The sequence below is a fragment of the Streptomyces sp. NPDC056169 genome (genome assembly GCF_042268445.1).
Classification (GTDB): domain Bacteria; phylum Actinomycetota; class Actinomycetes; order Streptomycetales; family Streptomycetaceae; genus Streptomyces.
The window spans coordinates 323,681-333,015 of record NZ_JBHJUO010000012.1 but is presented as its reverse complement, the minus strand read 5'-3'; the positions used below and the strand labels follow the sequence as shown (position 1 = coordinate 333,015).

The following is a 9,335-nucleotide window of genomic DNA, read 5'->3' as shown; positions in this document are numbered from 1 at the left end:
CCGTGGACAGCTTCCACAGGATGCCGTTGAGGACCTGCCGCCGGTCCCGGACCGGACGACCCATCCGCGGCGGAGCCAGCAACGGCCCGATCACTCCCCAGGCCTGATCAGTCAGTTCATGACGTCGCACCACGAACGGAGTAACGACCGACCGACATTGCGGACACGCCCTAGGGCTGTCGGCCCCGATCCGCACGACAGGCTCTGAAGCCGGCGCCGTCAGGCCAAGGGCAGGGGCCAGGCGTACGGGCCTCCGGGTTCGTCCAGCCAGGCCCACTGCCGGTCGCCGCTGACCGTCACCCCGAAGCGCTCCCGCTCCGGCCGCCCCTCGCGCAGCCAGAGCGAGAGCGCTTCGCGTCTGTCCAGGACCTCGGCGACGAGACCCCACAGGAAGCCGAAGCGTTCGTCCCCGGCGGGGCCGTGGCGCGGGCCCTGGCGCTCCGGGACGTGGGCGGCGGCGCCCCGCAGCGCCACGAAGTACGCCGAGGTCTCCAGGAACCGCCCCTCCGCGTGCGTACCGTCGCGCACGCGCAGCAGGACGAGGCCGGTGGAGAGCGGGGCGAGGACCAGGGCGCCGGGCCGGCACTGGGCGATCCAGGGGAACGGGACGGCGGGCACCGCGCAGGTCGCGACGATCCGGTCGTAGGGGGCGTGCTCGGCGCAGCCGCGGGCGCCGTCGGCGGCGAGCACCGCGGGTCGGTACCCGGCGGCGCCGAGATGGGTCCTGGCGGACTCGGCGATCTCCTCCTCCAGGTCGACGGTGGTGACGTGCTCCTCGCCGAGCCGGTGGCAGAGCAGGGCCGCGTGGTAGCCGGACCCGGCGCCGATCTCCAGGACGTCGTCCCCGTCGCGCACGTCCAGGGCCTCAAGCATGAGCGCCATCAGGGAGGGCTGGCTGGCGGAGGAGACCAGTTCCCCGTCGCGTACGCGGGTGGCGATCGCCGTGTCCGCGTAGGCCCCGTGCAGCCAGCGCGCCCGTCGCGCGGGGTCGGGGTCGCCGGCCCAGAGCCGCTCGTAGCCGCCGGTCCCGGAGACGTAGTACGAGGGGACGAAGAGGTGGCGCGGGACCTCGGTGAAGGCGGCCCGCCAGGCGGGGTCGGACAGCAGGCCGTACCCCTCGATCTCCCGCACGAGCGCATGTCGCTCCCGCGCACCGGCCCCGGCGGACTCGCCCCACGGCTCACCCATGCCTCCACTCTCCCGCCACCGGAGGCCTCCGGCGAGCGGTCGCCGGGTCTCCGGGCGAGCGGTCGCCGGGAGGTCCTAAGCCTCCGGTCCTCGGTCCGGTCATCTGAGACGATGGAACGGTGAACGAGATTCCCGGGGAAACGACGCAGGAGCAGACCTTCTACGAGCAGGTCGGCGGCGAGGAGACCTTCCGCCGCCTGGTCCACCGCTTCTACGAGGGCGTCGCGGCCGACCCGCTGCTGCGCCCGATGTACCCCGAGGAGGACCTCGGCCCGGCGGAGGAGCGCCTCGCCCTCTTCCTGATGCAGTACTGGGGCGGCCCCCGCACGTACAGCGACCACCGCGGTCACCCCCGCCTCCGCATGCGCCACGCCCCGTTCACCGTGGACCAGGAGGCCCACGACGCCTGGCTCCGCCACATGCGCGCCGCCCTGGACGACCTCGAGCTCGCCCCCGAGCACGAGGCGGAGCTGTGGCGCTACCTCACCTACGCGGCGGCCTCGATGGTGAACACGGCCGGCTGACGGACCTTCACCACCCCACACCACCACCGCCACCCCTGGACGGACACATTCCGGAGACGGAACGCCGATTAACGGTCACGATCCCATCAAGGTCGGTCCGTAAGCGGTTTCCAGCCGCCCCTGCACTCTGAAAGAGTCCAGAGGAAGTCCGGGGGGACTCGGTGGGCTTACGGAGAACTTTCGGCGGCGCTCCGCGCACGCAGGCTGTTTCAGGGTTCCAGGGGGATGGGTGACGGGGTTCGTATTCCTGCGTGTCAGGGCTCACCGGCTGTTGCTGGCCGCGGCGCTGCTCGCCGTACTGCTGACCACCACCGTGCTGGCCACGCTCGCCGCCTTCTCCTCGTCCATCGGGGACGCGGCGCTCCAGGCGGGGCTCCAGGGGCGGTCCGCGCCCGCCGCGTCGCTGCTCGTGACCGGACAGGTCGACGCCGCGAAGCGGGCGAGTGCCGAGGAGGCCGTGCGGGACGGGGCACGGAAGACCTTCGACGGGCTGCCGGTGACCGTACGGCGCCTCGAACGCTCCGGGCCGTACGCACTCCCCCGCGGTCTTCAGCCACCCGCCGCCCGCAAGGGCGATCCTGACCTCACCCGCTTCGCCGCCCTCGACCGCTCGCGGCTCTCGCTCGTCCGGGGCGCCTGGCCCTCGGCCGCCCGCACCGGCGGCGTCGTCGAGTCGGCGATCCCCGAGGAGGCCGCCCGGCGCCTCCGGATCACGCCGGGGACCGTGCTCGCCCTCGGCGACCGGCTCGCCGAGGGCAAAGTGGTGAAGACCCGGATCACCGGCGTCTACAAGCCCATCGACACCGCCGACCTGTACTGGCAGCTCGACCCGGCCGGCGGCCGCGGCGTGCGGACGGTCGCCTTCACGACGTACGGACCGCTCTTCGTCGACCCGGCCGTCCCCGCCTCCGGAGCGCTCAGCGCCGGGGACACGTCCTGGCTCGGCACCGCCGACTTCAGCGGCCTCACCACCGACGGGATGGACGCCCTGCGCGTCTCGGCGACCGAGGCGCCGAAGGAGCTGGCCTCCGCCACCGAGCCCTTCGGGACGACGATCGCCGCGGCCACCGCGCTCCCGACCGTCCTGGAGCAGACCCAGCGCGCGCTGACGGTCTCCCGCTCGACCCTGCTGATCGTGGCCGTGCAGCTGGTGCTGCTCGCCGCGTACGCGCTGCTGCTCGTGGCCCGGCTGCTCAGCACCGAGCGTTCCGGAGAGACGGCGCTGCTGCGGGCCCGCGGCGGTTCGCGGCGCCGGATCACCGGGCTCGCCGCCGTCGAGGCGCTGCTGCTCGCGCTGCCCGCGGCGATCGCCGCCCCGCTCCTGACCGGCCCGCTGACCCGGCTCTTCGCCGAGCGGTCCGCGCTCTCCTCGCTCGGAGTGAAGCTCGACACGACGCCGTCCCTCCAGGTGTGGCTGGTCGCGATCGCCGTGGCGCTGTGCTGCGCGGCGGCCGTCGTGGCTCCCGCGCTCGCCGCCGGGGACGGCGCCGCCGTCTCCCTGCGCAAGACCCGCTCGGGCACCCTGCCCGCCCCCGTACGGGCCGGGGCGGACATCGGTCTGCTCGCCATCGCCGCCGTCGCGTACTGGCAGTTGCAGCGGCCCTCCGCCACCGGCGCGACCCTCGGGTCGGGCGAGGCCGGCGGGGGCTCCGTGGACCCGGTGCTCGTCGCCGCGCCCGCCCTCGCCCTGCTCGCCGGCACCGTCCTGACCCTGCGTCTGCTGCCGCCCGCCGCCAAGCTGGCCGAGCGGCGGGCCGCGAGCGGGCGCGGTCTCTCCGCCGCCCTCGCCGGCTGGCAGTTCAGCCGCCGGCCGCTGCGCGGCGCGGGCCCGGTGCTCCTGCTCGTCCTCGCCGTGGCGATGGGCATGCTGGCCATCGGGCAGAGCAACTCGTGGGAGCGTTCGCAGCGGGACCAGGCCGACTTCCGGGCCGGCGCGGACGTCCGCGTCCTCGCCGCCGGCCCCGGCGAGCCGACACAGACCGAGCTCCTCGCCGGCCTGCCCGGTGTCACGGCCGTGGCCCCGGTGCACCGCGCCTCGACGGACGTCGCCGGGAAGAACGCGACCGTCCTGGCCGTCGACACCCGCACGGCCGCGGGCGGGCTGCTGCTCCGCCCCGACCTCGCCGGCACCTCCTCCGCCGACTCCCTCTTCGCCCCGCTCGCCCCCGAGGCCGGGACCCGCCCCGGGCTCCCCCTGCCCGCCGGCACCCGGACGCTCGGCATCGACCTGCGCACCGTCGCGGCGGCCCGCACCTCCGAGGCCCGGGTCACGGTCGTCCTGGAGGACCCGAACGGCATCCCGTACCGGCTGGCCGTGGGCTCGCTGCCCTCCGACGGCCGCACGCACCGGCTGACCCTCGACCTCGGCGCCCTCGCCGGCGGGCCCGGCGCCACGGGCGGCGCGGACACCGCGGGCAGCAAGGGCTCCGGCGGCCTGCTCACCCTCACCGGCCTGGAGCTCATCGGCGAGGTCGACGACGGAGAGAAGCACCCGCTGACCCTGAACGTCGAGCGCTTCACCACCGTCGGTCCTGACGGCACCGAGCGGACGCACGCGCCGGGACGGATCCTCGCCGACTGGGCCTACGCCGCCGAGCAGACGCTGAACGGCACACCTGATCTCGCCGTCCAGGCGACCGGCCGTCCCGGCTCCGCGGGACCCGGCGGCCGCCCCGCGCCGTACTCCGTCGCGTACGCGATCAGCGGCAAGGAGGTGGGGGGCAGGTTCTTCGTGACCGAGGAGTACACCGTCCGGCTGACCGCCCCCGGGCCGAAGGCGCCCGCCCGACTGCCGGCCGTGGTCACGGAGACCTACCTGGCCGCGACCGGCGCCAAGCCCGGGGACAAGCTGGAGATCACCCTCGGCGGCAAGCCGGTCGGGATCACCATCGCCCGGGTGGTCAAGGAGCTGCCGACCACCGGCCCGGGCGCCCAGGGGGCCTCCGCCACCACGCCCGTCGCCACTCCTGAGGACGGCGGCTCGATCCTCGTCGACCTGGCCTCGGTCAACCGCTATCTGGCGAGCGACGAGACCGCGAGCGTCCCCGCGAGCGAGTGGTGGCTGACCGTCGCACCCGGCCGGTCGGACGAGGTCGCCGCGGCCCTGCGGGCCCGCCCGAGCGCGGACCCCGAGCAGATCCTCGTACGCGACGAGACCGCCGCCGACCTGCTCGGCGACCCGCTCGGCGCCGGACCCAACGCCGCCCTGATGGCCGTGGCGGCGGCCGCCGCCGCCCTCGCCGCGGTCGGTTTCGCCGTCGGCTCGGCCGGTTCGATGCGGGAACGGTCCGCCGAGTTCGGGGTGTTGCGGGCGCTCGGCACCCCGCAGCGCCGCCTCGCCCGGCTGATCGCCGCCGAGCAGGGCGTACTCATCGCCGTCGGCCTGCTCGTCGGCATCGGGCTCGGCACGGTCCTGGCCCGGGCCGTCGTCCCCCTCGTCGTCCTCACCGGCCAGGCCACCCGGCCCGTGCCCCCGGTCCTGGTGGAGCTGCCCCTGGGCCAGGTGGCGCTGCTCGTCACCGGCGTCGCCGCACTGCCGCTGGCGATCGTCGCGGCGATCGCCCTGCGCCGCACCGACCCGGTCGTGACCCTGCGCCACCAGGGGGAGAACTGATGACCGCCGCACGCAGGGAGAACGAGAACAGGGAGAACACCGACATGCCCCGGTCCGACAAGGCAGCCCGGTCCGCCAGGGCCCCCGGGTCCGGCAGCGCCCCCGGGTCCGGCAGCGCCCCCGGGTCCGGCAGGGCCCCCGGGTCCGGCAGGCCCGCCCGCGCCGTGGCGCCCTGGGTGCGGACCCGGCTGCGGACCGCGCCCTGGGCCGCCGGCTCCCTGGCGCTCCTCGTCCTGGTCACCGTCTACCTCGCCGCCGCGCTCCCGCGCGCCGTCGACGCGTACGAGACGGAGGGACTGCGGCACGAGATCGAGGCCGCGGAGCCCCGCAACAGCATCATCGAACTGACCCAGCCCGGCGGCCTGGGAGGGCCGCTCGCCGAGCGCGAGGCCGCCCTGGCCCCCTCCGTCCTCCTGAACAAGCGGGACACGCTGCGCTCCCTGCTCCCTGAGCCGCTGCGGACCGACCCGAAGCAGACCGTCCACGGCGTCCGTACGATCAAGCGGATCGACGGGCTCGACAAGTGGCTGCCCCGGCCCGACGGCCTGTCCCCCGAGCTCGTGCTCTCCTCCCCGTCCGACCTGACCGCCCACGCGACGGTACGGAAGGGCAGAATGCCCGCCGGATCGGCGCGCGCCCCGGAGGCCGTGGTCACCGCGGCGACCGCGAAGTCCCTCGGCATCAAGCCCGGTTCGGTCGTGCACGTGCCCGGCGTGGTGAACGCGGAGCCCGTCGGCGTGACGGTCACCGGCATCGTGGAGCCGCGCGGCATCGAGTCCGCGTACTGGGCGGTGGAGCCGCTGCTGCACACCCCGGCGCTCACCCCGATCGTCGGCGACGAGGTGAAGTACTACTGGCAGGGGGCACTGCTCCTCTCCCCCGCCTCGGCACCCGTGACCCTCTCCACCACCGGTGAGCCGGAGGCCTACTGGCGGTACATGCCCACGGCGGGTCACCTCACCGCGAGGGACGTCGACCGGCTCGACGCCGCGCTCGGCTCGGCGAGCGCCGGACCCGACCTGGTCTCTATGCGCCAGGTCATGGGGAACACCGGCGCGCTCACCACCAAGCTCGACGAGATCGTCGACTCCTTCCGCTCGATGCGCGAGGCGATCGACCCCGTCGTGGCCGTCGCCGTCTTCGGGATCGGCGCGGTCGCGGCCGTCGTCGTCGCGATGACCGGAGGCCTCTTCGCCGCCCGCCGGGACAGCGAACTGGCGCTGCTGCGCTCGCGCGGCGCCTCGCTGACCGGCATCGGGCTGCGCCTGCTCGGCGAGACCGCCGCGGTGGCCGTGCCGGCCGCCGCGCTCGGCCTGGCCCTGGCGGTGTGGACCGTACGGCCCCCGGAGGTGACGGGCGGTCCCGCCGCCGACGCGGGTGCCGCGGCCGAGGCCGCCACCGGACTCCCCCTCGGCCCCTCCCTCCTCGCCGCCGCCCTCGTCGCACTCCTCGCGATGCTCGTCCTGCCGCTGCGGGCCGTCGTCATGCACCGCCGCCCGCGTCTGCACGGCGGCCGCGACGACCTGCTCACCGCCCGGCCCTCCCGCCGCCGCACGGTCGCCGAGCTCACCCTGCTCGTCCTCGCCGTGGGCGCCGTCGCCTCGCTGCGGCTGCGCGGCACCGGCGACTCCGGGGACTACCTGGTGAGCGCCGCCCCGGTGCTCGTCGGCGTGATCGCCGCGCTCGTCCTCGTACGGATCTATCCGCTGCCCCTGCGGTGGCTGGCCCGGCCCGCCCGCCGACTGCGCGGAGCGGTCGGCCCGCTGGCCCTGGCCAGGGCCGGACGCTCGTCCTCGACGGGCGCGCTGCCGCTCCTCGCGCTGGTCCTCGCGCTGACCACGGCCGCGTTCGGCGGCTCGGTCCTCGCCGGGGTCGCCGACGCCCGCGACCGGGCCGCGCTCCTCGCGACCGGCGCGGACGCCCGCGTCGACGGCTCGGTCGAGTGGACGCCGCTGCCGGACGGGCTCACCGAGGCGGTGCGCGGTACGGCGGGAGTACGGGACCTGGCTCCGATCCAGGTCGAGTACGGGGTGGCGATGCCGTCCTTGCAGGGCACCGCCGCCCAGCCGATGAGCGCGCCGCTCGTGGGCGTCGAGCCCGGCTCGTACGCCCGCCTCGCGGAGCGGACCGACTTCGGCCCGTTCCCGGCGAAGCTGCTCGCGTCGACCGGAAAGGGCGGCAAGGACGCCGTCGCGGACACCGAGCGGGTGCTGCCCGCGATCGCCTCACCCGCGATCGCCGAGCGGCTCGGCAGCGAGCCGCTGGAGATCGTGGCGGCGGCCGGCGTGTTCCGGGTGAAGGTCGTCGCGGTCCGGACGACCACCCCGGCCCTGACCGGCGAGGACTTCCTCGTCGTGAACGCCGCCGACCTGACCCACCCGAGGCCCACCGCGCTGCTCGTCACGGGAAGCTCCGTGGACGGGACCGCCCTGCGCGCCGCGGTGAAGGCGAAGTCCGGCGACCTGTTCGTGGCGCTCCGCAGCGAGCTCCGCTCCACCTACGTGGACTCGCCGCTCCAGACGGGCGCCGAGCGGATCTACGCGGCGGCGATCGGCGCGGGCGCCGGCTACGCGATCGTGGCGGTGCTGCTCTCCCTGATGCAGAGCGCGCCGGAGCGGAACACGCTCCTCGCGCGCCTGCGGACGATGGGCCTGACCCGGAAGCAGGGGCGGCGGCTCCTCGGCCTGGAAGCGCTGCCGCAGGCGGTGCTCGCCGCGCTCGGCGGCATGCTCGTCGGCTGGGCGACGGTGCCGCTGCTCGCCCCGGGCATCGACCTGTTCCGGCTCGCGCTCGCGACGGCACCGGGCTTCGCGACGCTGGACAGCGCCCCGCTGCGGGCGGATCCCTGGTCCCTGGTCCTGCCCGCGCTCGGCGTCGTCCTCCTGACGGGACTGGCGGCGGCCGGGCAGGCCTGGTGGGCGGGACGCAGGGGCTCGATCAAGGAACTGAGGGCAGGAGACGCACGATGACGAAGACCGATACGACTCTCCCCACCGCCGCTTCGGGCACCACGCTGGAGGAGCTGGAGAAGCGGGCGACGGCACGGCGCGACCGGCCCACGTACGGGCACGACGCGCTCATCGCCTGCGACCGCCTGGTCCGGATCTTCACCACGGACGGGGTGGAGGTACAGGCGCTCCAGGGGCTCGACCTCCTGGTGAAGGAGGGCGAGCTGATGGCGCTCGTCGGGGCCTCGGGCTCCGGCAAGTCGACGCTGATGAACATCCTGGCGGGCCTCGACGTGCCGACGGCCGGCTCCGCGAGCGTCGCCGGGTGCGACCTGCTCTCGATGGACGGCAAGGCGCGGCTGCGCTACCGCCGCGAGGTCGTCGGCTTCGTCTGGCAGCAGACCGCGCGCAACCTCCTCCCGTACCTGACGGCCGCCCAGAACGTGGCGCTGCCGATGCAGTTGCGGGGCGGCCGGACGAAGCGGAAGGCCGAGCGGGCCGAGGAACTCCTCGCGATGCTGGGCATCGCGGACGCCCGGGACCGGCGGCCGCACCAGCTCTCCGGCGGTCAGCAGCAGCGGGTGGCCATCGCGGTCGCCCTCGCCAACAACCCCGCCGTCCTGCTCGCCGACGAGCCGACCGGCGAGCTGGACTCGGCCACCGGCGAGCAGGTCTTCGCGGCCTTCCGCCGCGCCAACGAGGAGCTGGGCACGACGATCGTCATCGTCACCCACGACCAGGCGGTCGCCTCCGAGGTCCGCCGCACGGTCGCCATCCGCGACGGCCGCACCTCCTCGGAGGTGCTGCGCCGCACCGAGGTCGACGAGCTGGGCCAGGAGTCCCTGGTGGCACGGGAGTACGCGATGCTCGACCGCGCGGGCCGGCTCCAGCTCCCGGCGGACTACACGCAGGCGCTCGGGATGGAGCACCGGGTGGCGCTGGAGCTGGAGCAGGACCACATCGGGGTCTGGCCGGACGACGCGGAGAGCTGACGGACGACGAAACCGGGGAGGGCGTCGGGACGTCCCTCCCCGGGGGATGTCCAGGCCGTCGGGGGATGTC

General features: G+C 75.3%; 5 protein-coding genes and 1 pseudogene. 4 read left to right on the top strand and 2 right to left on the bottom strand.

From position 1 onward, the window contains the following. Positions 1–190, bottom strand: a pseudogene (locus ACFC0G_RS22105) (hypothetical protein); the annotation flags it as partial. Positions 191–219: 29 nt separating this feature from the next. Further along, positions 220–1,188 carry a methyltransferase domain-containing protein gene (locus ACFC0G_RS22100; protein WP_376405748.1) on the bottom strand — a complete coding sequence of 323 codons (969 nt, stop codon included), beginning with the start codon at positions 1,186–1,188 and terminating at the stop codon, positions 220–222. A 119-nt stretch (positions 1,189–1,307) separates the two neighbouring features. Here ACFC0G_RS22100 and ACFC0G_RS22095 point away from each other — a divergent pair, with 119 nt between their 5' ends. The 4 genes from ACFC0G_RS22095 (at position 1,308) to ACFC0G_RS22080 (ending at position 9,265) form a co-directional block, all read left to right on the top strand. Beyond that, a complete protein-coding gene (locus ACFC0G_RS22095; RefSeq protein ID WP_376405746.1) occupies positions 1,308–1,712 on the top strand; it encodes a globin in 405 nt (134 codons plus the stop codon). Positions 1,713–1,941: 229 nt separating this feature from the next. Continuing rightward, positions 1,942–5,325 carry an ABC transporter permease gene (locus ACFC0G_RS22090; protein ID WP_376405744.1) on the top strand — a complete coding sequence of 1,128 codons (3,384 nt, stop codon included), beginning with the start codon at positions 1,942–1,944 and terminating at the stop codon, positions 5,323–5,325. After that, complete coding sequence (locus tag ACFC0G_RS22085) at positions 5,325–8,294, top strand: FtsX-like permease family protein (protein WP_376405742.1); 2,970 nt, start codon at positions 5,325–5,327, stop codon at positions 8,292–8,294. Before ACFC0G_RS22090 ends, ACFC0G_RS22085 begins: the two co-directional genes overlap by 1 nt. Next, complete coding sequence (locus ACFC0G_RS22080; protein WP_376405740.1) at positions 8,291–9,265, top strand: ABC transporter ATP-binding protein; 975 nt, start codon at positions 8,291–8,293, stop codon at positions 9,263–9,265. The genes ACFC0G_RS22085 and ACFC0G_RS22080 overlap by 4 nt, the downstream gene beginning before the upstream one ends. The last annotated feature ends 70 nt before the right edge of the window (positions 9,266–9,335 follow it).

Coding starts and splice junctions, on each gene's coding strand:
- ACFC0G_RS22100 (WP_376405748.1), bottom strand. CDS start 1,188: ATGGGTGAGCCGTGGGGCGAGTCCGCCGGGGCCGGTGCGCGGGAGCGA.
- ACFC0G_RS22085 (WP_376405742.1), top strand. CDS start 5,325: ATGACCGCCGCACGCAGGGAGAACGAGAACAGGGAGAACACCGACATG.
- ACFC0G_RS22080 (WP_376405740.1), top strand. CDS start 8,291: ATGACGAAGACCGATACGACTCTCCCCACCGCCGCTTCGGGCACCACG.